Genomic DNA, 22,724 nt, shown 5'->3' with positions numbered 1-22,724 from the left:
CGGCAGCGCCGCGAGGATATGCCGCGAAAGTTCCTTGACATAAGGTTCACGGATAATCCTGATACATTGGTCAGCAAGTGTGCTTGCTGGCCTGCTTCCGGCGAGGACGGGTGCGGGCAGAGCCCGCTTAACGGGTCAAGGGACTGGTCCCTTGCAGGTTCTTAGGGCGGAGCCCTAAGCCCTCGGAGAGCTTGTCGGTATCAATATCTACATTTTCAAGGTTCTTTTGAGCCTTTTTCCTTTGGCTCATTTTTCCATAGCAGACTTTACACTATCACAATAACGCTATAATTTTAATATGTTCTCCCTCTGCAAACAATATGAAAAGCGGTAAAATCACGCTTTCTTCGTATCATACATGTCGCTTACCATATTCCAGAAGGCCTCTGCGACCTTGGACAGGTCCCTGTCACCGCTCTTTACAACAGCGTAGCCTGCAGAGACCTCAGGCTGTATCACCTTTGTGACAACGCCGCCGCTTATGTACTTGGCAGCAGATGCAGGATATATGGCGATGCCGACGCCCTCGGAGGTTAATTCGTAGGCATTTAGCATATGAGCGATTCGGCAGATGATCTTTGGCTGGCACTTTAATGGTGCGAACCAGTTCTCAATTTCCTTTCTGCGGGATCTTCGTGAAGGGATGATGAGCTCGTAGGGCGCCAGCTTTTTTAGGTGAATGTGATCGCCTTTTTCCTTTGCCAGCGGATGATTTTGTGGAATCATTGCGACCCAGGGCTCTGTGTATACGAGCTTTCCATCAAGACCCTCTTCATCGTAGGGAAGAGTTATGACGCCAACCTCATTAAGCCCTGCGTGAACTCTTTTTATGACATCATCGGAATTGCCGTTCCACACCTCGTATTCTACGAGGGGATATCGTTTCTTGAATTCGTGGATCCATTTTGCGAAAAGCTCAGGCGCATGACCCTCAACGGTAGCAAGGTATAATCTGCCCGTAAGACCTTCCTTCATTTCCTGTATGTCCTCAATTGACTGGTCGGAGAGCTGCTTGATGCGGCGGGCGTATTGCTGGAAGCGCTGCCCGGCATCAGTGAGTGCAAGTCCCCTTGCCTTTCGCACGAAAAGCGGCGTGCCAAGCTCCTCCTCAAGGTCACGGATCTGACGGCTAAGGGGAGGCTGTGCGATACAGAGCTTTTCAGCGGCCTTGGTAAAGCTGCCTTCCTCTGCGATTGTCAGGAAATATCGGATGTGTCTAAGTTCCATTTTTCTCCCTTTCTTCTTTAATAAGAAAAACGTATATTTTAAGTGCGCTTTGGATTTTGATAAGATATACCCAAAAGGTATAATACATCTATTATTATATGTATTATACAATAGCTCTACAAGGTGCTATCCTTAAATCAGATAAAGAAAGTAACTGATGGCTGCCGATAAAGGAGACTTAAAATTTTATATAACTCATCCATGAAAGGGGGATTCTATTATGAAGAAACTTTTTGCAAAGATTGAGGAAGTACTTGAGGAGATTTACAGAATAGAGCATAACGTTGATTGATCAGGGCACAAACCCAATGCCCCTCAAAATCATATTTGGAAGAGAGCCGAAAGGCTCTTTTCTTTTTGCCCCAAAAAGGCTTTAAAAAATTTTTTTATCTTTTTTGAAAAAATCGTGAAGACATTTTTATGATACACTCGTTATATGTAATGAGTGATGAAAAAAGCACGAAGGGAGGTGGAAAAAATAGAGGCGAATGAAAACTTAATACGCTGGATGGGTGAGTACAAGAACCTGATTTTTTCCATCTGTCTGAGAATGACCGGTGACTATTTTACCGCGGAGGACATTGCTCAGGAAACCTTCCTCTCAGCATATATGCACATGGACAAGTTTGATGGGAATAATGAAAAGGCCTGGCTTTGCAGGATCGCAGCCAATAAGTGCACTGATTACCTAAGGAGCGCAGCTGCAAAATCGGTACCGACGGCAGAGGACGAGATGCCGACTGCAGCACAAAGCGCCTACGTGGCTGCCAGCGAAGCGGCTAATAATCCGGCAGATATTTATGAAACAGAAGATGTAATGAATACTTTTACCCGGTGTTGCGAAGAGCTTCCGGAAGCCTATAGTGACATAGCACTGCAACACTTTATCAGAGGACGGACAGCAAAGGAGATCGCCGAAGAAAAGGGCGACAATCTTAAAACTATACAGACAAGGATCTTCAGGGCAAAAGAAATGCTGAAGAAAACTTGTAGAAAGGAGTGGCTGGAAGCATGAATGAAGAATTCGAATATTTAAGCGATGAAGAATTACAAAAGCTAATAGATGAAACTGAAAGCGCAGGACTGCTCCAGGCGCCTCCGGATTTTGAAGCATCTGTAATGAAAAGAATTAACCAGGATGAATCAAAAACCAGCGAAGAAAGTAACAACACAATTTCCTTCGAGGAAAAGAAAAAGCAATATGCAAGATTCAGGTTTCAGGTTTGTATGGCGATGGCCGCTGCGATTCTGTTTTTACTGGTGGCACCGTTCTTAGCTGCCAATGAAAACTTCGTTGCAATAAAGGAAGCGGCAGCAACAACCCAGCTTGAAAAGAAAAATGACAATACAAAATACATATCTAATATTTTTGGAAGCCACGTTATAAGCGACACTATTTCCAATACAGGTTTTAATATGGAGGACTAAAAAATGAGACCACAGCAGAAAAGAGGATTATTTAATTTTTTATGCGCATTCATGCCCGGCGCTTCAGAGATGAATATGGGCTTTATGAAAATGGGACTGAGCATCATGGCGGTGTTCGTGATTTCCTTCGGACTTATTCCGCTTCTTAGCCTTAACGATATTTTCATGGTAGTACCTATGATCATGTGGTTTTATGGATTTTTCCATGCGAGAAATCTTACACATGCAGCCCCGGAAGTATTCGCATCCTTAAAGGACGATTTCTTCTGGAATGAGCTGGTTACCGGCAAGGCAATCAATATCAAGTCAGAGACTCTCCGCAAGTGCGGCGCATGGGCTCTTATAGTTATGGGCGTACTCATGCTCTGGAACATCGTATGGGATCCGATCTCAGATTATCTGCAGTATCTTATGTATGAGCAGGAGCACGGCAGAATCGCAGGATACATTTATCAGCTTGTTTATTCATTCCCTAAGTGTGTGGTTGGTGCACTTATCATCGTGATCGGTGTGAAGCTTATTTTAGGAAAAAAGCAGCAGCTCTACATAACCGACACTTCATCAAACCCTATTCTTATAGCGGATGATAAAAAGGAGGAGAAAAATGCCTGATAATAATACCTCAGCAAGTGCTGTTAACAAGGAAGTTCTGCTCTCGCGAAGCTCGCCAGAACACGCTCGCACTAGCTTCGATAATACCTCAGCAAGTGCTGTTAACAAGGACGTTCTGCTCTCGCGAAGCTCGCCAGAACACGCTCGCACTAGCTTCGATAATACCTCAGCAAGTGCTGTTAACAAGGAAGTTCTGCTCTCGCAGAGCTCGCCAGAACACGCTCGCACTAGCTTCGATAAAACCTCAGCAAGTGCGAGCAGCCATCGCGTCGGCACGATAACCACAGGCCTTTGCTTTATCGGATTTGGCGTTGCGTTTCTGCTTCATACCACACTTGGTATGTTTTCCTATGAAAATATCCTCTCTGTATGGCCGCTGATCCTCATATCCCTTGGAATAGAAGTTCTCGCTGCCAGCAAGTTCTGTAAGACCTTTGTTTATGACAAGGCAGGCGCATTCATGATGATCATGATGGGATTTTTCTCCATGAGCATGGCCTTCGCAGATATATGCTTAAAGCACGCAGAAGTATTTTGGTAAAAAGATATCCTCATCCCGTTTTTCTTAAAAAGGAAGAATGGGATGAGGATTTTGCTTTTGTTGGGACACTTCTATCTGCGCATTGTGTATCGCTGGTTTCTTTTCTTTAGTGTAGTATACTTTTCCGTACCAGGTACATACAAACTGCGTAGTTGATATATTTTTTATACCACATATAATGTAAGTATCAACTAAGAAAAGCAGTTTACTGTCAACAAAGATAGAGAAAGGCGCCACAAAGGCGAGACGGTGATATATATGGAATACAAATTCACAAGTGAGAATTTTGATGCAGAGGTTGTAAACAGCGAGGTTCCGGTACTGGTTGATTTCTATGCAAACTGGTGCGGACCCTGCAAGATGATGGGACCTGTTGTCGATGAGCTTGCAAAGGAATATGACGGCAGGATCAAGGTTGGCAAGGTAAATATTGATGAGGAACCTCAGCTCGCTCAGAAGTATGGAGTAATGAGCATTCCCTATTTCGCATTCATTAAAAACGGTAAGATAGTTGATGATGAGCTCGGTGCAGTTCCCAAGGCAAGACTTGAGAGCAAAATACAGAGTATTGCGTAAGTTTATTGGCTTGACAGCTATTAGAATTTTAGGATATGAGCGTGCGCCCAAGGGTGACGCTCTATTTTCATAATATAATCGAAGAGAGGTAAAATAAGATGAGTTACGTGACTATAAAGGATAAGGTATTTGACGAGGAAAGAGCACTTTACGGAAGCGATGGAATTATTGGATGATGAAAATGCAAAGGGTGAGATTGTCGCTGCTGGAAAACAACACAGCGCATGAAGAATATGTGCAAATTGATAAATGCAACTTAATTGTTTGACATATCAATTTTTTGTATAATTATCTATGTAGAATTGGTAAGCTTGAAAAAAGTTTTATGAGAGGAGACCATGATGACCAAAACGGTTTTCATAACCGGTGCAACCTCCGGAATAGGAAGAGAGTTTGCTAAGGCTTACGCATCCAAAGGATACAGGCTTATCCTGACTGGAAGGCGTACTGACAGACTAAACGATATACGTGGTAAGATTGGGGACAATTGCAGAATTATAACGACTGACCTTTCGGGGGAGGAGGACTGCAAGAAGCTCCTTCAAGAAATTGATGATGAGCATATAGATATTTTCATAAATAATGCAGGCTTTGGAACCGCCGGAATCTTTCTGGAGACGGATCTTGATAAAGAGATTTCCATGGTGAAGGTCAATGATATAGCCATGCACATTCTGTTCAAGTGTGTTCTTGCAAAGATGAACAAGCAGGGTAAGGGCACCATCCTTAACGTTGCTTCATCAGCAGGGCTTCTTCCTGCCGGCCCCTACATGGCAACCTACTACGCCTCCAAGGCTTATGTGGTGTCTTTGACAAAGGCAGTTGCCAGGGAACTGAAGGAAAAGGGCAGCCCTGTTTACGTCTGCTGCCTGTGCCCCGGACCTGTGGATACAGAGTTTAACAGTAATGCTGACGTAACCTTTGCACTAAAGGGAATTTCAGCAAGGCAGTGCGTCCGCGAGTGCCTAAGGGAAATGAATAGGAGAAAAACAGTGATAGTACCTACTCTTCGAATGAAGCTTGCTGTGGCTTTCCAGCGCTTTGTGCCTGACAGTATTTTGGTGAGCATGGTGGGACATCAGCAGAAAAAGAAGATATATGCGGAGTGATATGATTTAAGCTGGTTAGCTGTATTTGGGAATCTCTTGAAACATATATTGTTGTTGATGTTTCCAGATGGGCTCTAGGGTTTGGGGTTATTTCCACGGGTTATTTCCGCGGGTTATTTCCAGGTTGCTTCCAGAGGGGCTTTCTGGTGGCGGTAAGTCTGAAAGTGAGATTGCGCGTAAGTAGACGTAATCGAAATTTATTTTTGAAGAGGCCGTTACGCCGGGAATAAGATTGGACATTAAATTGACGCAACGGAGGACCGGAGAGAAGAGAGGCTGTTACGCCGGGAATAGTGTTGGGCTCTAAATAGACGTAACGGCGGATGGAAGTGGAGAGAAGCTGTTACACCGGTTTTAAGAATGGCCTAGGAATTGACGCAACGGAAATCGGAAGTGAAGAATAACCGTTACGTCAGAATAGAGAATAGCAATAGGATAGACTTAAAGGCTTTTGATAATTCATATTTTTAGTAAGTCAGAAAAGTATATATAGCTCCAATAGACGTAACACAGTCCACAGATATGAAATAGCAAGTCAACCGGGAAAAAGAATAATCAGATGATAGACGTAACGTGCAAGAGAGACTTAAACAACAAGTCAGTCTGTAAAGGGAGATAATGCAGATAGACTTAAACCTAATAACACAAATGAGGAATAGAGCATGAAAACACTTTACATAGAATGCAAAATGGGAGTTGCGGGAGACATGTTATCGGCGGCGCTTCTGGAGCTTTGCGATAACAGGGATGAGATGCTGGGAAAGCTTGCAGGACTTGGGATTCCCGGAGTGACTTTCTCACTTGATAAGACAGAGAAGTGTGGGATCATGGGAAGCCATCTTACAGTCAAGGTAAATGGTGAGGAAGAGATAAGTGAGGATGTGGAGCATCACCATCATGAGGAAACTCCGCACTCGCATGCCTCGCCGGAACACAGCCACGATCACAAAGATGTTCCGCTCTCGCAAGGCTCGACGGAACATCATCACCATGATCACAAGGAAGTTCCGCTCTCGCATGGTTCGACGGAACACGTTCACACTAGCCTCGAAGAAACCTCGGCAAGTGTTCACAGCCACCATTCACATAGGCACTTATCAGACATCGAGCATATTGTGAGCTCCCTGAACACAACCGCCGAAGTTAAAAAGGACATCATGAATGTCTACAAGCTTATTGCTGAAGCTGAGAGCACTGTTCACGGAACAACAGTATCAGAGGTGCATTTCCATGAAGTTGGCAGCATGGATGCAGCTGCGGATATATCTGCAACCTGCCTTATCATGAATGAGCTTGCACCTGGAAAAATAATCGCTTCGCCCATAAATGTGGGAAGCGGTCAGGTGAAGTGCGCCCATGGAATTCTTCCGGTGCCGACGCCTGCGACAGCGCTTCTTCTTAAGGGAATTCCCTTCTATAGTTCAGACGTAAAGGGTGAGCTGTGCACTCCCACAGGAGCGGCTCTCATTAAATATTTTGCCAAGGAATTCGGGGCTCAGCCTGCCATGAACATTGACGCAATCGGCTATGGTATGGGCAAAAAAGACTTTCCTCAGGCTAACTGCGTAAGGACATTCTATGGAACAGGCATAAATTCAGATGCAGATAAAACAGGAATAGCTTCAGATTCTGACATCACCGACACCATTTCAGAGCTTGTCTGCAATCTTGATGATATGACACCCGAGGCCATCGGCTTTGCAACAGAGCGCCTCATGGAGGAGGGAGCCCTTGATGTGTTTACGACCTCCATTGGCATGAAGAAGAACCGCCCGGGTACAATGCTGACTGTACTCTGCAGAGAAAATGAGAAGGACAGCTTTGTCAGGAAAATCTTCAAATACACAACAACTATCGGGGTTCGTGAGAATATCTGCAAGCGCTATATTTTAAAGCGTGAAGAGGATACCATCACCACACCTGATGGAGATATAAGGGTAAAAAAGGTGAGCGGCTATGGCGTAAGTCGGGAAAAGCAGGAATACGAGGACCGCGCAAAAATAGCCAGAAGGAATGACACAGCGTTATAAAAAAGTAAGTAATACCTATGAGTGAAAAAAACGTAAGCTACGAACAATTTGAATACACCGCAGAAGCGCCCTTTCAGATTCTGAATGTCTACTACAATAACAACATGTCTGAGGGCGCTGAAAAGCTTGAGCACCACTGGCACTCTGAGCTGGAGCTGACCCATATACTTAAGGGGGATAAGACTGTTCACGTGGTGGATGGGCAGAAGATAAACGACACCTGCGGGAAGACGATAATAGTTAATTCGGACAGTATCCACAACATTATTGCAGATTACTCTGATATTGAGTTTGGTGATGTTGCGGCTATGGTCCTTATTATTTCCAGGACTTTTCTTAAGGAAACACTTCCGCGATATGAAGAGATGTACTTTATTCCGGACAGTAAAAATGGCAGCGAAGAAATTGGCAGCATCATGAAAAGGCTGACAAAATACGGTAATGACATCGATGGTAATCCGCGGATGGAAGAGTATGATTACCTGTATGTGAAGGGAATAGTTTACGAGCTTCTTTACTGCCTTATGAAATACCGTCTGGCATGGAGAAGAGATGAATTTCCCATCAACAAGGCTAAGAATTTTGAGCGTATAAAGGGAGCAATTTCATACATTGAGAATCACTATGATGAACCGTTGTCTCAGGAAGAAATAGCAAAAAAGTTCTATTTTTCCAGCGGCTATTTTTCAAGATGCTTTCACAATGCAATGAATATGACCTTCGTGGAATATGTGTCAAAATGCAGAGTTCATCAGGCTAGGTTCATGCTTATCAGTACAGACAAGTCCATATTGGACATCGCCCTGGAGTGCGGTTTTTCTGATAGCAGACGCTTTATACTCAGCTTCAAAAAAGAATATGGAATTACGCCGCTACAATACAGGAAAACTGAGCAATCACATTCCAATGTCAAAAAACGGTAATTTTTAAGACCGAATTAGCAAAGAAAAAGACACTACCTATTTTATATAATCCTACTTGTCCCAAAGAGGACAGGACGTTATGTAATTTTAGGAGGTGTCTTTTTAAAATGGAAGGTAGATCAAAAAAACTATCATTTTGGGAAAAAGTTTCTTATGGTATGGGTGACTGCGGAGCGAATGTTGTAGTAGCAATGTGCTCAACATTCCTTACCGCTTATTACACAGATACAGTAGGTATCGCTGCAGCGGCAATCGGAACAATGATGCTACTGGCGAGAGTATTTGACGGTGTTACAGACATTCTCATGGGAACAATTGTTGATAAGACAAAGACCAGATGGGGTAAGGCTCGTCCGTGGCTTCTCTGGACAGCACCGCTTATGGGCTTGTCACTGGTACTTCTCTTTAATGTTCCGGCAGGAATGAGCGATAGCGGCAAGCTTATCTGGGCTTATCTTACATACATTTTCCAGAGCTGCATCGTTTACACAGCTAACAACCTGCCTTACAATGCTCTTCTTTCCCGTATGACTCTTGACGTTCAGGACAGAGGAAGCACAGCAGCAATGAGATTTGTAATGACACAGATCACAACACTTATCATCAACGCTGTTACATCAAAACTTCTTGAGTCAACAGGATGGTTCAAGCTTTCAGTAATCTATGCGATTATCGCATGCGCACTCTGCATCGTAAGCTTCCTTGGATGTAAGGAGCACATCGGTGAGAACGAGGCAACAGGTGAAGTTAAGGTTGATACAGTTCCTCTTAAGGATGCTTTCGGAGCACTTCTTAAGAACAGATATTTCTTCATCCAGAGTCTTCTGTTCCTTTTCCTCTATGTTGGAGTTGTAAGCACAGGAACAATGACATTCTACTTCTGCGATAACATTCTTGGTAACATCGGAGTTATTACACTTACATCAATGGCAACAACAATTCCTGCCATGATCGTAAACCTTATTCTCCCCGGACTTATCGCTAAGTTTGGTAAGTGGAAGATGATGATCGGTGGATGTGTTCTTATGATCCTCGGTTCAATCGTTGTAGGCGCTGCAGGCGCAAGCATCCCGCTTGTTATGACAGGTCTTGTAATCAAGGGGATCGGTATGGGACCCATCATGAGTGGTATCTTTGCTATGACAGCTGACGTTGTTGACTACGGTGAATGGAAAACAGGAATCCGTTCAGAGGGTCTTGTAAACAGCTGCACATCCTTCGGTATGAAGGTTGGTATCGGTGTTGGTTCAGCACTTGGAACATGGATCATCGCATTCGGTGGATACGACGGAATGGCTGAGGTTCAGACACAGACTGCACTTAACAGCATCAGATTCGGATTTGGTTACAACGGCGCTATCATCGGTGCTATCTGCCTTGTTCTCTGCATCATGATGAACATCGACAAGTACATCGAGGATATCCAGAGAGACCTTGAGGCTAAGAGAATCAGATAATTATTTGGGAAAAACACAGTAAATTTGGAGGGTTATGAAATGTCAGAATTATCAGATATGATAAGAAAAATGTTCAAGGAGGGTGATGATATCCGCGATGCGGGTCTCATCACTCCTGAAGATATAAAGCGCTTTGATGATATTGCTTACGGAAGCGACAAAGAGTGGCAGGTTTTGGATGTGTATCGTCCGAAAAATGCAGAGGGTAAGCTCCCCGTCATCATCAGCGTTCACGGCGGCGGCTGGGTTTACGGCGACAAGGAGCGCTACCAGTTTTACTGCATGAGTCTTGCACAGCGCGGCTTTGCAGTTGTTAACTTCACTTACAGACTTGCACCGGAATTCAAGTTCCCGTCATCCTTGGAGGATACAAACCTTGTAGCTGAATTTGTCATGAAAAATGCAGAGGAGTACGGCTTCGATACAGAGAATATCTTTGCTGTAGGAGATTCAGCAGGTGCTCATCTTTTAGGACTGTATTCAGGCTTCCTTACAAACAAGGAATATGCTAATAAGTATGAGTTCAAGGCACCTGAGGGCTTTTCACTAAAAGCTGTTGCCCTTAACTGTGGCGTATCCAGAATTACTTCTGATGATAAGGAGTCCCAGGACTTCCAGCTTATGAAGGAGCTCCTTCCCGGCGGTGCAACAGACGAAGAGATTGAAAACATCTCAGTTGTTAACTTTATCACCCATGATTATCCTGCAACCTTTGTTATGACTGCAGATGGTGATTTCCTCAAGGATAAACAGCTTCCCCTTGTGGCTAAGCTCATGGAGTGCAATGTTCCTAACGTATTCAGATACTACTATGTTCCCGGCGACCAGCCCTTGGGACATGTTTTCCACTGCAATATGAAGCTTGATGAAGCTGCAAGATGCAACGACGAGGAATGCAATTTCTTTAAATCATTTATCAGATAATGACCGAATCCCTGGCTGAAAGGCCGGGGATTTTTTGGCGTTATTTGCTGATTTTTTTAGACTTATTTAATCGAATTTCCGTTATATTTTTGCTAACATTTTCTTAACAGGAGGACTTTGGCCTTGAAAATATAATTTAAAAATATAATTCAATAATATAGCAGGGCTGTGAAAATTATTGTTCACAGTCCTATAATTTTGCCTGCGAAATGGTTTGAGTAAATAGGGCAGAACATTTATAATGGACAAGTGGCCTTAATGTCCGCTAAGGCCGCCAAAAAGTTCAGCTTGCAGAGATTTTACTTAAATAAAATGAAAGGAAATAAAACAGATGAAAGCAAAGTTTTCAACATACCTTGAGAGCCTCGCTCCCAGCCTTAAAAAGCTGATTGATGAGCTCTCAAAGGATTATGATTATGTAAGTATACTTGCCAGTGATTCCAAGGGCTTTGGCATTCAGGCATCACAGAAGAGCAAGACCATAACCGGTGAAAATATGACAACCGAGAGAGGCTGCGTTGTAAGAGTATATAAGGATGGCCTTTACAGCGAGTACTCCTTTAATAAGCCTGAGTCAGATATCAGTGCACAGGCAGCAAAATTGAAGAGCATTCTCGACGATCAGCTTGCAATTATAAAAAGAACCTCAACAGAGGTTTTCGATACAGCAAAGCTTGATGACGAGCCCTGCGAGCTTTTTGTTGAGATGGAGACAGATATCCTTCCTAAGGATGTAGACCTTGGCGCACTTATGGTGAAGCTCCAGAGCTACAGCGACAAGGCAATGGCTATGAAGGATTACATGATCGACGCTCCTGCTTCCGCTAAGTCAACCCATGTGTGCAAGATGTTCCTTACCAAGAACCGCGACATGCGTCAGAGCTACGTTTACACAGAGGGAACCATCCTTGCGATCGGAGCAAAGAACGGCAGAAATACCATGACAATCGAGGGTGTTTCAGGTCGTACCGGTGCCGGAATCTTAGACGGTCTTGAGGAGAAGATCGAAGTGGCTGTAAACGCAGTAGGTGATATGCTTGATGCTTCACCCGTTGTGCCCGGAGAATACGAGATCATCACAAGCCCTGAGGTTACAGGACTTATTGCTCACGAGGCCTTTGGTCACGGCGTTGAGATGGATATGTTTGTAAAGGGAAGAGCTCTCGGCGCAGAGTATATCGACAAGCGCGTGGGTTCAGATCTTGTTTCCATGCACGAGGGTGCAAACTGCGTTGTTGACGTTGCAAGCTATGCCTTCGATGATGAGGGAACTCTGGCAGGAGATGTTACTGAGATCGACCACGGTATCTTAAAGACCGGTGTATGCGACGCTCTTGCTGCGCTTCGCCTTGGCACCAGGCCCACAGGTAACGGTAAGCGTGAGAACTTTGAGCACAAGGTTTACACCAGAATGACTAATACAATGTTTGACAGCGGCAGCGACTCCAAGGAGGATATGATCGCTTCGGTGAAGAAGGGCTATTACCTTGAGGGTATGTTCTCAGGTATGGAGGATCCCAAGCACTGGGGTATTCAGTGTATTGTGGCCAGAGGACGCGAGATCATTGATGGCAAGTTCACAGGAAAAGTGGTTGCTCCCGTGGTTATGACAGGCTATGTACCGGACCTTCTTGGCTCAATTTCCATGGTCAGCACCGACCGCGAATCCTTCGGAAACGGCGGCTGCGGAAAGGGACACAAGGAATGGGTTAAGGTTTCCGACGGTGGTCCGTACCTGAAGGCAGTTGCAAGACTCGGTTAAGTATTTTATAAAGCCTTCCCCCTTAGGGGGCGCACGATGTCCAGTGGACATCGGTTTTGCGCGGACCGAAGCGGAGCGAAGACAGGTGCCCGAAGGGCGGATGAGGGGAATACACATAAAGGTGGGTAATTGAGATGATAGAAAAACTACTAAATATACTCAAAGCCTCAAACGCAGATGGCTTTGAAATTACAGACACAACAACACTGGCATACGAATTCTATTTCATAAAGCACAGGCTGGATCAGAACAGAGTAAGAGACGTCCAGCACATTAACGTCAAGGTTTACAAAAAGCTTGATGATGGCAAGATGCTTGGAAGTGCATCAGGTGAAATTTATCCTACACTCACAGAGGATGAGATTAAGGATGAGGTCGATAAGCTTATATCACGAGCTGAGAACGTTAAGAATCCGTTCTATGAACTGAATAAGCCTGCAGACTTTGATATATCCAAAAATGAGAAGGTTGATGTTTCAAAAATCGCCGAGAACTTTGTAGAAGCTATGAAGTCCGTACCTGAGACAGATACTGAGTACATCAACTCCTACGAAATTTTTGCTGAGAAAAATATAAGACACTTCATTAATTCGGAAGGCATTGATATTACCTTCGAATATCCTTCATCTATGGTGGAGGTTGTTGTTAATGCAAGAGAGGGTGAGCACGAGATTGAGCTGTATCGCCTTTATAAAGCAGGAAGCTGCGACGGCGAAAACCTTAAGAAGGAGATTGCAGAGGTTCTTAAGTATGGTAAGGACAAGCTCATCGCTAAGCCCACACCCAAGCTTGGTAAGGCAGCAGTTGTATTCCCCACAAGCGATGCGGTTCAGATTTACAGCTGGTTTGTTGAGAAGTGCAACGCAGGCTTCATCTACAGTAAGTACTCTGACTGGGAAATCGGAAAAGATATTGCTTCTAATGCAAAGGGTGACAAGGTGACACTTTGCTCTGTAAAGAACCTTCCCAATTCATCAAGGAACTTTGATGTGGACGACGAGGGTGCGCCTATCTATGACATGACAGTAATCGAAAACAATGTGCCCAAGACCTTCTTTGGCGGACGAAGATTCAGATATTATCTTGGAATCAAGGATTCATATCTTGCCTGCAATTTTGATGTGACAGGCGGAAGCAAGACCTCTGAAGAGATTAGAGATGGCAAGTATCTTGAGGTTGTTGAGTTTTCCGATTTTGAAGTTGATCCCATCTCAGGCGATATCGCCGGTGAGATCAGACTTGGCTATTATCACGACGGAGACAAGGTGACACCTGTAAGCGGTGGTTCTATCTCCGGTTGCATGACTGATTTTGTAAAAGAGATGTATATGTCCAAAGAAAAGCGCCAGTACGACAATTTCTACATCCCTGCGCTCACAAGGCTTGAGAATGTCAGCGTTACAGGAGCTGAATAATAGAACATGATAAATCTTTTCATCAGCGAATAAAAAGAGTAAAATGGTTCTATATTTTTTTGATTTAGAGGGGTTGTAGGGTATGAGCAATAAAGCACTTGAAAACTACTCAGTGGAAGAAGTTTTGGGGCTCCTTCAGGATAGTTATGATGCTGTTGTTTTGGTAGATTCCAAAGAACACAGATACAGATCGCTCAGACGCAAAGGCGTTTTTGAAACTTACATTGACGAATATGGTGATTATCATGAACTTATTCAGAAGCTATGGTTTCATTTATATGACACTAATCAAGAGATAACGGATGACTACAAGGCGTTTATTTCTTTTTATGATGAATACGAAGGAAAATACAGCAGAAGATTTAAAATCGTAGGCGGTGAGAATAACAAACCTTATACCGGTCAGATGACGGTCTATCCGTTGAAGGATGAGAAGAAGTATATTTTTGTCCTGAATGTGTTGGATGATATCACAACCGTTGATGATCTTATGACAGACAAAAAGGTTCATACGATCCAGAATACATTTCTGTTTTCAATGTACGTGGATCTGGTGAGAGATACTACCAACAGTATTAGTATTACGGAAATATCCGAGGATACAGTTAATTACAACATAAAGTACAGTCAGTGGCGTTCCATGGTCGTTGGAATGATCTGGCCGGAGGACAAGGAGCAGTTCCTTCAGCTGACTGATCCTGAATATTTGAAGAAAAATCTGGCTCCCGGACGTACCACCACCTTTGATTGTCAGATGAAGAACCTCGAGGGAGTTTATATCTGGGTAAAGCTGATCTTCAGCAGAACAAAAACCACCATGCCGGATGATTTCCGTTTCGTGTTCATGGTTCAGAATATTCATGAACATGCGCTGGAGATTATGTCTACTCTGAAGGTCTATGAAAATCGTGCGATTACTGATCCGCTGACAGGACTTTACAACTACGGCGGCATTAAGACCGAGATGCTCAATGCTATCGACATGTTCAATAAGGATAGCGTGCCTGTGTCTCTTATCATGCTTGATCTGGATTTCTTTAAAAACGTTAATGATACCTACGGACATTCTGCAGGAGATAAGACGCTTAAGGCTTTTGCGGATATTCTTATTGAAACCGCAAAGGGCAAGAGGGCTTCTGTAGGCCGCTGGGGCGGTGAGGAATTCCTTATCGTCTGCTCTGAGAAGACTCTTGAAGAGCTCAGCCCCTGTGCAGAGGAGCTTAGGAAAAATGTGGAAGAGACTGATTTTTCTGAGGTTGGACATCTCACCTGCTCTATCGGTGTCACACAGATAAAAGAGGGGGATTCCTTCGACGACGCATTTAAGCGTGTGGACAAAGCTCTGTACGAGTCAAAGAACAACGGTAGAAACAGAGTTACAGTTTTATAAAATTCATAATGAATCGAGTAGGCTGACTCCTACTCGATTTCGCACACGAACATTCCGCACTTCGTGCTCCATGTTCTTACAACCGGCAAATGAATTTGTATGCAAGCATCCATTCGCTTGCCGGTCTTGTGCAACAAATAAAAAGTTTCCTCAAATTGTTTTGGGGAAACTTTTTGCTTTATATAGGATTTACTTAACGAAGTAGTGTCTTCCGAGCCATCTGGACAACCCGTCCAGACCCGGATATACGATACGCTCTGAGATATTCTGGTGGTCAAGCATATCGCGGATCTGCCATCGAAGCTCCTTATCGATTATGTATTTGTAAGTGTTTTTTGTGTTTTTATCAAGGAAGCCTTCTATATCATTCATGTCGCTTGGAATGACTGAGAAGAAGGAATACTGGTTAACTATGCGCCTGTCCACGGAAGGCGGCTCAATGATGACCATTGACCTGTCGCCCATGTCTGAGTCGTACATCTCAAGGCTTGCGCAGACATCCTGCATCATGTCCACTGAGAATACGGTGTTACTAAGGCGCTCGCTTTCCTTTTTATATTTCTCAGGTAAAAGATCGTGGATCTCATGTATATCAATTCGCCACACAGCGCTGTCGTGCTGTGACATCTGATTCATATCGAACTCGGAGGTTGAAAAGTGGAGTGCGATAAGCGGCGAGTAGGACCAGTCAAGGAGTCTTGTGGGAAGTCCGTGGTGCTGCCCGAATATCATCTGCCTCCACACGGAACGCTCGATCGAGGGCTCCTCAAGGGCGGCATATTTGGTGAAGTTTCTTAAGATACAGGGCTCCAGCATTTTTCGCATGTTCTTGCAATTACGCATGAGACTTGTCACAAGCTTAAATTCTGAGTTTGGCTGACCTCTGTAGACGAAGAGATTCCTGTATCTCCCGAGGTCGCTACGAAAATCCTGTTCCGAAATCATTGAGAAAAGTGAGCTCATATCACTGATTTTTACTGTGTTTATCATATAGAAGCCCTCCATATATTAATGATATACGGTATGGTTTACAGTAGCAATTATGAAAGAATAAAAGAAAAATAAAGCATTGATACCTTTTTGAATGGTATAATTTATATGTTGTTTCTATATAATGATTACAAAATGAGGGGTGTAATTATATGGCTACAGTTTCTTGTGTTAAAACAAAAGATTTTGAAATGGATTACTGCAAGTTTGGACATGGTGAGAGGATTTTTGCAATAATCCCGGGACTCAGTGTGCAGAGCGTTATGAGCGCTGCCACAGTCATTGAGGACAGCTATAAGACCATATCGGATCAGTTCACAACCTATGTATTTGATAGAAGAAAAGAGGTTCCGGAGGATTATTCCATAGAGGATATGGCCAGGGATACTGCAAAAGCCATGAAGGAGCTTGGACTTAAGGACACATATCTCTTCGGGGCTTCCCAGGGTGGAATGATATCTATGGTCATCGCAATGGAATATCCTGAGCTTGTAAAAAAGCTAGCGCTCGGCTCAACCTCATCCCAGATTCATCCCGAGCAGCGCAAGGTTATAGATAAATGGATAAGCCTTGCTGAAGCCGGAGATAAAGAGGGGCTCTACCAGGAATTTGGAAAAGAGATATATCCGCCCGCTGTTTACGAGCAGTTTAAGGACTATTTTTCAGAAGTAAGTAAGACCGTCACTGACGCGGAGCTTAAAAAGTTCATAATCCTTGCAAAAAGCATTCCGAAGTTTAATGTGACAGACGGACTTAAAAAGATAAATTGTCCTGTGCTTGCTCTTGGAGTTTATGAGGACTCCGTTCTTGATGCCGACGCCACCATGGAAATAGCTCAGGAACTTGACGAAAGACCTGATTTCAAGCTCTACATGTACATTGGCTACGGTCATGCGGCCTTTGACACGGCACCTGATTACAAGCAGAGAGTGCTGGATTTTTACCTTGAAGGAGAATGATTTATGAAAAATGGCGGTGCCGCACTTGTATTTTTGCCGCTGTCCATTTATCATGTTTGAGACGTATCTTTTGTGGTATTCTAATAAAGATATTTTGGCTTGTATTTAAAAGCCTTTGCTTATGGGGGAAATATGGCAAAGAACTTTGGTCAGGAACTTAAGATGACACAGACAGGATTCCTTACTTCCAAGTCCGGGAAAACCTTTATCAGGATTTACTTTTCCCGCCGCAGGACACTCACTGAGGATGATACTGCGGAAGGTATTATTCCGGGCTACAAGATTCTGAAATCCGACGGATTTGAGGAAGAGGAGATTGCTGCACTTGAGTTTTACATCAAGCACAACCGTGAGGAGATCGTGAAAAGAGCGAAGGTTCTTTCAAATCCCTTGAATTGGCTGTGAAGACTTGGTGAGGTATTTTCGAACCTGGTCTGAACGTGTTCTGGCGAGCGGTAGCGAGAGCAGAACTTCCTTATCAACAAGAAAAAAGAAAGAGGTATGTAATGGCACTTATCAAAAAGCCCGTAACAGGCATGAAGGATATTCTCCCTGAGGAGATGAAACTTAGAGACTACGTGATTGGAATTATCAAGGATACCTATGCGGGATTCGGTTTTACTTCAATAGATACTCCCTGTGTTGAGTCACTTGCTAACCTTAACAGCAAGCAGGGCGGTGAGAACGAGAAGCTTATTTTCAAGATCATGAAAAGAGGAGAGAAGCTTAAGCTCGAGAGCGCTAAGGAGGAGAACGACCTCACTGATTCAGGGCTTCGCTATGACCTGACAGTTCCGCTCGTAAGATATTATTCAAATCACCAGAATGAGCTTCCTTCACCCTTCAAGGCACTTCAGATGGGCTATGTATGGAGAGCTGACAGACCTCAGAAGGGCAGATATCGCCAGTTCATGCAGTGCGACATCGATATTCTCGGTGAGCCTACTAACCTTGCAGAGATAGAGCTTATCCTTGCAACTACAACTACACTTGGAAGACTTGGCTTTAAGGGCTTCCAGATCAGAATAAATGAGAGACGTATGCTCAAGGCTATGGCTGCCTACAGCGGATTCCCGGAGGAGAGCTATGATTCAGTTTTCATAACTCTTGATAAGATGGACAAGATCGGCTTAGAGGGTGTTGCTGAGGAACTTGAAAAGGACGGCTTTGTCAGGGAGAGCATCGATAAGTACCTCAACCTGTTCAAGAACGTAGAGGGTAAGGGCGCTATCGACGGAATCAGATTCCTCGCTGAGGAGCTTGGTGAGTTCCTTGATGCTGACGTTAAGAGCAATCTTGAGGAGATCATCTCCAGCGTTGATGCTACCAAGAGCGCGGAGTTTGAGCTTGTATTTGATCCCACACTTGTTCGTGGAATGTCATATTATACAGGAACTATTTTTGAGGTTGCTATGCCTCAGTACGGCGGAAGCTGCGGTGGCGGCGGACGCTACGACAAGATGGTTGGTAAGTTCACAGGTCAGGACACACCCGCATGTGGATTCTCCATCGGCTTTGAGCGTATCATCATGATCATGATGGACGAGGGCTTCCAGATTCCCGATGAAAAGGCCAAGGTAGCCTTCCTTGTTGAAAAGGGTATCGGCGGAGAGCAGCTTTCAGAGATCATCGCTGAGGCTCAGAAGGAAAGAGCAGACGGCAGACAGGTTCTTGTTGTCCGCATGAATAAGAACAAGAAATTCCAGAAGGAGCAGCTCACAACTCAGGGCTACACAGAATTCAAGGATTTCTATAAGACTGAATTAAAACACTGATTTATTCTTCCACAATGGAAGGCTGATGCAGTTCAAGCCTTCTCCCTCTGGGGCGCACGACGTCCAGTGGACGTCGGTTCTGCGCGGACCGAAGCGGAGCGGAGACAGGTGTCAGCGAAGCTGACGGATGAGGGTATCATTATTTAAAATGAGAAAGAACAAAAGTTACGAGATAGACATGACTAAGGGGGCTCTTCTTCCGAAGATTCTCCTTTTTTCCATTCCACTTATTTTATCAAGTGTGATGCAGCTTCTCTTTAATGCGGCTGATATCGTGGTTGTCGGCCAGTTTTCAGGAGACCAGACACTTGGTGCCAACTGCGTTGCAGCTATCGGCTCAACGGGTTCGGTAATAAACATGCTCCTTAGCGTGTTCATGGGGCTGTCTGTGGGAGTTAACGTTCTTGCAGCCAGATACTATGCTGCAAGACAGCAAAAGGAGCTTGAAGAAACAGTTCATACTACAGTTGCCCTGGCGCTTATCGGTGGCGTTATCATTGCGATAATTGGCCTGGTCGCTGCCAGACCTATTCTGGAGCTCATGGGATCTCCGGAGGAGGTCATCGGTCTGTCAACAACGTATATGAAGATATATTTTATCGGAATGCCGGTAACAATGCTCTATAATTTTGGAGCAGCGGTACTTCGCGCAGCAGGTGATACCAGAAGACCTCTGTATTATCTGATGAACGCCGGTGTTATAAATGTGATTCTGAATCTTATTTTTGTTATAGGATTTCAGATGAACGTTGCAGGTGTTGCTCTTGCAACCATCATTTCACAGGCAGTATCTGCATTTTTGATAGTGAAGGCTCTTGTTAATACAAATGAGATATATAAGCTTGATATTAAGAAGGTCAGAGTAAATGCTGATAAAGCAAAGAGAATCATCAGGGTGGGGCTTCCCGCAGGACTTCAGGGAACCATCTTTTCATTCTCAAATGTGCTTATCCAGTCATCCATAAACGAATTCGGTTCTGTGGCAATGGCAGGAAGCGCAGCAGCTGCCAATATCGAGGGCTTTGTTTACATGGCTATGAACGCTGTTTATCAGGCCTGCGTATCCTTTACAAGCCAGAACGTGGGAGCCAATAAGTCTGACAGAATCGGTAAGGTTCTTAGAACCTGTCTGGCGGTGGTGTTCGTTGTAGGCGCTGCCATGGGTAATCTGTTCTACTTTTTTGGAAGTCAGCTTGTTGGAATTTACACCAAGGAGCCCGCGACAATTCAGTACGGCGTTCAGCGTATGGCTGTAATCTGCACGGTTTATTTTCTGTGCGGCTTCATGGATGTTATCTGCGGAAGTCTCAGGGGAATGGGATATTCTACAGTACCTATGATCGTATCCATAATCGGTGCCTGCGGACTTAGAATAGTCTGGATCCTGACAGTGTTCAGACTTTATCATGACCTTACGGTTTTGTTTATTTCATACCCGGTGACCTGGTTCATCACGGCCTCGGCTCACCTCATAAGCTATTTTATTATAAAGAAAAAGGTCGTCTCCAAAATGGGCGGCGGAAAGGCAGTAACTGCATAAAATGTCACAATATAAGGCTGTAATTTTTGATTTGGACGGAACACTTCTGTACACACTTGAGGACCTTAAAAACAGTGCCAACTACGCATTAGAAAAGCATGGGATGGACACCTGCAGCCTTCATGAAATTCAGTACAGAGTTGGAAACGGCGTTCAGAAGCTGATGGAGCGATGCGTTCCGGAGGGACTAGAGAACCCTGAATTTGAAGCTGTATTTGCTGATTTTAAAGAACATTATAAAATACATTGTAACGACAACAGTGGTCCCTATGATGGGATACCGGAGGTACTTGCAAGATTAAAGGAGCAGGGCTACAAGCTCGCCATAGTATCCAACAAATTCATGGATGCCACCAGGGAGCTGGCAAAGCTTTATTTTAAGGATACGATAGACGTTGCTATCGGCGAGACCAAGGATATCCGCAAAAAGCCTGCACCGGACACTGTTATTGAGGCTATGAAAATTCTTGGCGTAACAGCAGATGAATGCATCTATGTAGGTGATTCGGACGTGGACATCAACACTGCCAGGAATTCGGGAATGCCCTGTATATGCGTTGAATGGGGCTTCAGAACAAGGAAGGAACAGGAAGAAGCAGGTGGGGTGATTTTTGCAAATAAGCCTGCGGACATCTTTGACATAGTTGAAGGGGGTAAATAAATTTGCAACAGAACATAATACAGCTGATCGTTTTGATTCTTCTTGTGTTTTTATCTGCGTTTTTCTCATCTGCAGAGACAGCCATGAGCTGCGTCAGCAGGGTGAGAATCAAGACTCTTGTGGATGAAAATAATAAGAAAGCTGTCAAGGTTCAGAAGATTCTTGATAATTATCAGGACATGCTTTCTGCGGTTCTTATCGGCAACAATATTGTCAATATTTCAGCGTCTGCCCTTATGACCATTTTTGTTCAGAGGATATGGGGCGACTGGGCGATAAGTATCGGAACCGGAGTTCTCACAATCGTTGTTCTCATAATCGGTGAGATCATTCCCAAGACAATCGCTACAACCTATGCGGAAAATCTGGCACTTTTCTATGCCGGAATAATCCTTCTTATCATGAAGATACTCACTCCCGTTATCTGGATCGTCAATGCGGTTGCGGATATAGTCCTTAAGGTGCTGAGAGTTGATAAGAACAGCCACAAGCTCATGACTGAAAACGAGCTTAAGACCTACGTTGACGTAAGTCATGAGGACGGTGTCATCGAGAGTGGTGAAAAGGAAATGATCTACAACGTGTTTGAGTTTTCAGACGCTGTTGCAAAGGATGTAATGATCCCCAGAATCGATATGGTCTGCGTGAGCTCCGATGCTGAGTATCACGAGGTGCTTCGAATCTTCAAGCAGGAGATGTACACAAGAATCCCTGTTTACGAGGATAATCAGGACAATATCATTGGTCTTATCAATATTAAGGACATGGTTCTGGTGTCTGACAAGGACAACTTCAAGATAAGCGATTATCTCCGCGAGGCTTATTACACCTATGAGTATAAAAAGACCGCTGATCTTCTTCTGGAGATGAGGAAAAATGCTCAGAACGTAGCCTTTGTACTTAGCGAATACGGAGCAACTGTCGGAATGATCACTCTTGAGGACCTTCTTGAGGAGATCGTCGGTGAGATCCGAGACGAGTACGATTCTGATGAGGAAGAGCAGATCAGAGAGCTGGGCGATGGCCGCTTCATTGTGGAAGGTAACATGAAGCTCGATGATGTAAATGATGCTCTCGGAACAGCCTTTGAATCCGATGATTATGATTCAATCGGCGGACTTATGATCGAGAGCCTCGACAGACTTCCTAGAGGAGGAGAAACCACAAAGCTTGAAAACGGTGTGGAACTCACAGCTAACGGCATTAAGAGAAACCGTATCACGGATGTTCTTGTGTATATTCCGGAGGGCGCTTTTGAGGTTAAGGAGAGCGCGGCTGAAAACGAGCAAAGCTCAGAAGATAAGTAATTTTTTACTTGAAAAATATATCTTTTCCCAAGACTTAAACTATGGTATACTATAGAACTGTGGAAAACTGTTGTTTTTCAGTATTAATCCTGTATGAA

General features: G+C 44.2%; 21 protein-coding genes. 19 read left to right on the top strand and 2 right to left on the bottom strand.

The window, feature by feature from the left end; translation table 11 throughout:
- Positions 1-336: 336 nt before the first annotated feature.
- Positions 337-1,227 carry a LysR family transcriptional regulator gene (locus G587_RS0114280; RefSeq protein ID WP_026492825.1) on the bottom strand — a complete coding sequence of 297 codons (891 nt, stop codon included), beginning with the start codon at positions 1,225-1,227 and terminating at the stop codon, positions 337-339.
- A 448-nt stretch (positions 1,228-1,675) separates the two neighbouring features.
- Between G587_RS0114280 and G587_RS0114275 the strand changes: the two genes are divergently transcribed.
- The 13 genes from G587_RS0114275 to G587_RS0114215 all read left to right on the top strand — a co-directional run bounded on the left by G587_RS0114275 (position 1,676) and on the right by G587_RS0114215 (position 15,394).
- A complete protein-coding gene (locus G587_RS0114275; protein ID WP_026664930.1) occupies positions 1,676-2,242 on the top strand; it encodes an RNA polymerase sigma factor in 567 nt (188 codons plus the stop codon).
- On the top strand, positions 2,239-2,655 hold the full coding sequence (locus G587_RS0114270) for a hypothetical protein (protein WP_026492823.1): 417 nt from the start codon (positions 2,239-2,241) through the stop codon (positions 2,653-2,655). Before G587_RS0114275 ends, G587_RS0114270 begins: the two co-directional genes overlap by 4 nt.
- A 3-nt stretch (positions 2,656-2,658) precedes the next feature.
- The gene (locus G587_RS0114265) at positions 2,659-3,267 is read left to right on the top strand and encodes a hypothetical protein (RefSeq protein WP_026492822.1); all 609 of its coding nucleotides are present in this window, start codon (positions 2,659-2,661) and stop codon (positions 3,265-3,267) included.
- On the top strand, positions 3,260-3,808 hold the full coding sequence (locus tag G587_RS24610; RefSeq protein WP_051201053.1) for a LiaF transmembrane domain-containing protein: 549 nt from the start codon (positions 3,260-3,262) through the stop codon (positions 3,806-3,808). The genes G587_RS0114265 and G587_RS24610 overlap by 8 nt, the downstream gene beginning before the upstream one ends.
- A 258-nt stretch (positions 3,809-4,066) precedes the next feature.
- A complete protein-coding gene (gene trxA, locus G587_RS0114255) occupies positions 4,067-4,384 on the top strand; it encodes a thioredoxin (RefSeq protein ID WP_026492821.1) in 318 nt (105 codons plus the stop codon).
- Between the two features lie 341 nt (positions 4,385-4,725).
- A complete protein-coding gene (locus G587_RS0114250; RefSeq protein ID WP_026492820.1) occupies positions 4,726-5,493 on the top strand; it encodes an SDR family NAD(P)-dependent oxidoreductase in 768 nt (255 codons plus the stop codon).
- 662 nt (positions 5,494-6,155) lie between these two features.
- On the top strand, positions 6,156-7,523 hold the full coding sequence (gene larC, locus G587_RS0114245; protein WP_026492819.1) for a nickel pincer cofactor biosynthesis protein LarC: 1,368 nt from the start codon (positions 6,156-6,158) through the stop codon (positions 7,521-7,523).
- Between the two features lie 17 nt (positions 7,524-7,540).
- A complete protein-coding gene (locus G587_RS0114240) occupies positions 7,541-8,446 on the top strand; it encodes an AraC family transcriptional regulator (protein WP_026492818.1) in 906 nt (301 codons plus the stop codon).
- A gap of 107 nt (positions 8,447-8,553) precedes the next feature.
- Positions 8,554-9,903, top strand: a complete 1,350-nt coding sequence (locus tag G587_RS0114235) for an MFS transporter (RefSeq protein WP_026492817.1) — start codon at positions 8,554-8,556, stop codon at positions 9,901-9,903.
- Positions 9,904-9,942: 39 nt separating this feature from the next.
- Entirely contained in the window at positions 9,943-10,827 is an 885-nt protein-coding gene (locus G587_RS0114230) for an alpha/beta hydrolase (RefSeq protein WP_026492816.1), read from the top strand.
- 331 nt (positions 10,828-11,158) lie between these two features.
- Positions 11,159-12,589, top strand: a complete 1,431-nt coding sequence (locus G587_RS0114225; protein ID WP_026492815.1) for a TldD/PmbA family protein — start codon at positions 11,159-11,161, stop codon at positions 12,587-12,589.
- Positions 12,590-12,723: 134 nt separating this feature from the next.
- A complete protein-coding gene (locus G587_RS0114220) occupies positions 12,724-14,004 on the top strand; it encodes a metallopeptidase TldD-related protein (protein ID WP_026492814.1) in 1,281 nt (426 codons plus the stop codon).
- 82 nt (positions 14,005-14,086) lie between these two features.
- Positions 14,087-15,394: a GGDEF domain-containing protein gene (locus tag G587_RS0114215; RefSeq protein WP_026492813.1), complete on the top strand. Its 1,308-nt coding sequence runs from the start codon at positions 14,087-14,089 to the stop codon at positions 15,392-15,394.
- Between the two features lie 189 nt (positions 15,395-15,583).
- On the opposite strand, the gene G587_RS0114210 is transcribed toward G587_RS0114215, so the two are convergent.
- A complete protein-coding gene (locus G587_RS0114210) occupies positions 15,584-16,384 on the bottom strand; it encodes an FRG domain-containing protein (protein WP_026492812.1) in 801 nt (266 codons plus the stop codon).
- 152 nt (positions 16,385-16,536) lie between these two features.
- Between G587_RS0114210 and G587_RS0114205 the strand changes: the two genes are divergently transcribed.
- The 6 genes from G587_RS0114205 (at position 16,537) to G587_RS0114180 (ending at position 22,626) form a co-directional block, all read left to right on the top strand.
- Positions 16,537-17,343: an alpha/beta fold hydrolase gene (locus G587_RS0114205; RefSeq protein WP_026492811.1), complete on the top strand. Its 807-nt coding sequence runs from the start codon at positions 16,537-16,539 to the stop codon at positions 17,341-17,343.
- A 132-nt stretch (positions 17,344-17,475) separates the two neighbouring features.
- Positions 17,476-17,748 (top strand): hypothetical protein, encoded by a 273-nt coding sequence (locus G587_RS0114200; RefSeq protein ID WP_026492810.1) that lies wholly within the window; start codon positions 17,476-17,478, stop codon positions 17,746-17,748.
- Positions 17,749-17,849: 101 nt separating this feature from the next.
- Positions 17,850-19,118 carry a histidine--tRNA ligase gene (hisS, locus tag G587_RS0114195; protein WP_026492809.1) on the top strand — a complete coding sequence of 423 codons (1,269 nt, stop codon included), beginning with the start codon at positions 17,850-17,852 and terminating at the stop codon, positions 19,116-19,118.
- 148 nt (positions 19,119-19,266) lie between these two features.
- Positions 19,267-20,658: an MATE family efflux transporter gene (locus G587_RS0114190; protein ID WP_026492808.1), complete on the top strand. Its 1,392-nt coding sequence runs from the start codon at positions 19,267-19,269 to the stop codon at positions 20,656-20,658.
- A 1-nt stretch (position 20,659) separates the two neighbouring features.
- Positions 20,660-21,319, top strand: coding sequence for an HAD family hydrolase (locus G587_RS0114185; protein ID WP_026492807.1), 660 nt, complete (start codon positions 20,660-20,662; stop codon positions 21,317-21,319).
- A 2-nt stretch (positions 21,320-21,321) separates the two neighbouring features.
- Positions 21,322-22,626 carry an HlyC/CorC family transporter gene (locus G587_RS0114180; protein WP_035786831.1) on the top strand — a complete coding sequence of 435 codons (1,305 nt, stop codon included), beginning with the start codon at positions 21,322-21,324 and terminating at the stop codon, positions 22,624-22,626.
- Positions 22,627-22,724: the final 98 nt, after the last annotated feature.

It is taken from the genome of Butyrivibrio sp. XPD2002, from assembly GCF_000423945.1.
Taxonomy (GTDB): domain Bacteria; phylum Bacillota; class Clostridia; order Lachnospirales; family Lachnospiraceae; genus Butyrivibrio.
This window is presented reverse-complemented; position numbering and strand designations above follow the sequence as displayed.

What these genes read in the sequence shown, in the direction of transcription:
- G587_RS0114215 (WP_026492813.1), top strand. Translation starts at nt 14,087, where the DNA reads ATGAGCAATAAAGCACTTGAAAACTACTCAGTGGAAGAAGTTTTGGGG.
- trxA (WP_026492821.1), top strand. Translation starts at nt 4,067, where the DNA reads ATGGAATACAAATTCACAAGTGAGAATTTTGATGCAGAGGTTGTAAAC.
- G587_RS0114265 (WP_026492822.1), top strand. Translation starts at nt 2,659, where the DNA reads ATGAGACCACAGCAGAAAAGAGGATTATTTAATTTTTTATGCGCATTC.
- G587_RS0114270 (WP_026492823.1), top strand. Translation starts at nt 2,239, where the DNA reads ATGAATGAAGAATTCGAATATTTAAGCGATGAAGAATTACAAAAGCTA.
- G587_RS0114225 (WP_026492815.1), top strand. Translation starts at nt 11,159, where the DNA reads ATGAAAGCAAAGTTTTCAACATACCTTGAGAGCCTCGCTCCCAGCCTT.
- G587_RS0114185 (WP_026492807.1), top strand. Translation starts at nt 20,660, where the DNA reads ATGTCACAATATAAGGCTGTAATTTTTGATTTGGACGGAACACTTCTG.
- G587_RS0114240 (WP_026492818.1), top strand. Translation starts at nt 7,541, where the DNA reads ATGAGTGAAAAAAACGTAAGCTACGAACAATTTGAATACACCGCAGAA.
- G587_RS0114190 (WP_026492808.1), top strand. Translation starts at nt 19,267, where the DNA reads ATGAGAAAGAACAAAAGTTACGAGATAGACATGACTAAGGGGGCTCTT.
- G587_RS0114235 (WP_026492817.1), top strand. Translation starts at nt 8,554, where the DNA reads ATGGAAGGTAGATCAAAAAAACTATCATTTTGGGAAAAAGTTTCTTAT.
- G587_RS0114220 (WP_026492814.1), top strand. Translation starts at nt 12,724, where the DNA reads ATGATAGAAAAACTACTAAATATACTCAAAGCCTCAAACGCAGATGGC.
- hisS (WP_026492809.1), top strand. Translation starts at nt 17,850, where the DNA reads ATGGCACTTATCAAAAAGCCCGTAACAGGCATGAAGGATATTCTCCCT.
- larC (WP_026492819.1), top strand. Translation starts at nt 6,156, where the DNA reads ATGAAAACACTTTACATAGAATGCAAAATGGGAGTTGCGGGAGACATG.
- G587_RS0114205 (WP_026492811.1), top strand. Translation starts at nt 16,537, where the DNA reads ATGGCTACAGTTTCTTGTGTTAAAACAAAAGATTTTGAAATGGATTAC.
- G587_RS24610 (WP_051201053.1), top strand. Translation starts at nt 3,260, where the DNA reads ATGCCTGATAATAATACCTCAGCAAGTGCTGTTAACAAGGAAGTTCTG.
- G587_RS0114230 (WP_026492816.1), top strand. Translation starts at nt 9,943, where the DNA reads ATGTCAGAATTATCAGATATGATAAGAAAAATGTTCAAGGAGGGTGAT.
- G587_RS0114250 (WP_026492820.1), top strand. Translation starts at nt 4,726, where the DNA reads ATGACCAAAACGGTTTTCATAACCGGTGCAACCTCCGGAATAGGAAGA.
- G587_RS0114275 (WP_026664930.1), top strand. Translation starts at nt 1,676, where the DNA reads ATGAAAAAAGCACGAAGGGAGGTGGAAAAAATAGAGGCGAATGAAAAC.
- G587_RS0114280 (WP_026492825.1), bottom strand. Translation starts at nt 1,227, where the DNA reads ATGGAACTTAGACACATCCGATATTTCCTGACAATCGCAGAGGAAGGC.
- G587_RS0114200 (WP_026492810.1), top strand. Translation starts at nt 17,476, where the DNA reads ATGGCAAAGAACTTTGGTCAGGAACTTAAGATGACACAGACAGGATTC.
- G587_RS0114210 (WP_026492812.1), bottom strand. Translation starts at nt 16,384, where the DNA reads ATGATAAACACAGTAAAAATCAGTGATATGAGCTCACTTTTCTCAATG.